Raw genomic sequence first — 1,453 nt, forward strand, 5'->3', positions numbered from 1 at the left:
GGTTGAAAACCCGCTCAGGGAGTGGGGTTATCGTTTTGCCTCTCGACCGTCTGGGGCCGGTTCACCTGGGCATAAACTTCTGCCTGTTGCCGAATCTGCTCCCGAACTTGGGGCGGGGCCAGCCGGGCTGCTTGCTCAAACAGCTCAGGCGCTTTTGCCCGTAGGTTTTCATCGGTGGCGGAGCTGAGGGCTATGGCTTTGCCCAACACGGGGGTGAAATCACTGGGATCCGCCGCAATCAACTTGTCGTAGAGGACTACAGCTTTCTCAGTCTGGTTGTTGCGGGCGTAGACAAAGGCCAAGCGCAAACGTACATCATTATCTTCCGGCACTTCTTCAAGATGCTTCTCCAGCAGGGCAATGGCCTCAGAGGTGCGGCCCAGGGTTAGCTGCACATCCACCAACTGCTGCAGCACCTGGCCATCTTTGGGATCCCCCTCGTAAAGGATCTGGAGCTGTTCTAATGCCCCTTCAAAATCCCCCGTATCCTGCTGGATTTCGGCCAAAAAGGCTCTCAGTTGCCGATTTTCGGGCTCCAGTTCCACCAGCTTCTTCAGCGGCTCGATTGCCCCTTGCGGCTCGTTGAGCTGCAGTTGGGTGTCGATCAACCCCCGCAGAGCAATGGGGTTATCCGGCTCCCGCTCCAGCACGACGCGATAGCCGTCTGCCTGGGCCCGCAGTTGCTCGGTTACCAGGCTGGCCTCTGGAGATTCGGAAGGCCCGAGGGCCTGGAATAGCGGGCCAAAGGAGAAGCCCAAGAAAGTTACCGTGCCCACCACCAGCAGCAAAATGTTGAGGAGCTTGCGGGCTGGGGATTCTTGGGGTTTGGACTGAGGCATAAAGGGCTCGCGCAGAAGACTCCTCTGTACTCTATCATCGGCGCCGGGGCAGGCTGCGGGGTGAGGTTACCCAATACCCAAAACTTTTGAAAACAGCATCCAAGGGGAGGGCAATGCCGTACTGAATTTAGGTAGTGCTGAATCTTTTTGCCACCCCTCACTCCCTCTTAACCATGCGGATCACCTGTTACCCCGACAACCTCACCTTGGAAGCCAATCCCCTGCTCACGGTTCTGGAAAATCTGCTCAAGGCGGGGGTGCGCCATGTCCATGCCTGTGGGGGCAATGCCGCCTGCTCCACCTGTCGCATTCTGATTTTGGAAGGCAGCCAAAACTGCCGCAGCATGACCCCTGCCGAGAAGAAGTTAGCTCAACGGCTAGACCTTCCTGTACATATTCGTCTGGCCTGTCAAACCCGCATCACTGGAGATGTCACCCTGCAACGGCTGGTGATCGATAAAGCAGATGTGGAAGTAGCTCAACATCAATTGCAGGCCCATTCGGTCGGCAGCCAAGTCACCGCCGCCATTCTCAGCGCTTCCCTGCGGGGGACGGCCAACTTCGACGAGGAGAACTTTCCCTACGATGTTGTCTACACCTTGGGTCGCTACTTC

General features: G+C 57.3%; 2 protein-coding genes. One reads left to right on the forward strand and one right to left on the reverse strand.

The window, feature by feature from the left end; genetic code table 11:
• Positions 1 to 14: 14 nt before the first annotated feature.
• A complete protein-coding gene (locus NW820_RS06165) occupies positions 15 to 839 on the reverse strand; it encodes a tetratricopeptide repeat protein (RefSeq protein ID WP_414406988.1) in 825 nt (274 codons plus the stop codon).
• A gap of 134 nt (positions 840 to 973) precedes the next feature.
• Here NW820_RS06165 and NW820_RS06170 point away from each other — a divergent pair.
• On the forward strand, positions 974 to 1,453 hold a 480-nt coding region (locus NW820_RS06170), incomplete at its 3' end, for a 2Fe-2S iron-sulfur cluster-binding protein (protein ID WP_414406989.1).

The organism is Synechococcus sp. R55.7 (genome assembly GCF_047461955.1).
Lineage (GTDB): Bacteria > Cyanobacteriota > Cyanobacteriia > Thermostichales > Thermostichaceae > Thermostichus.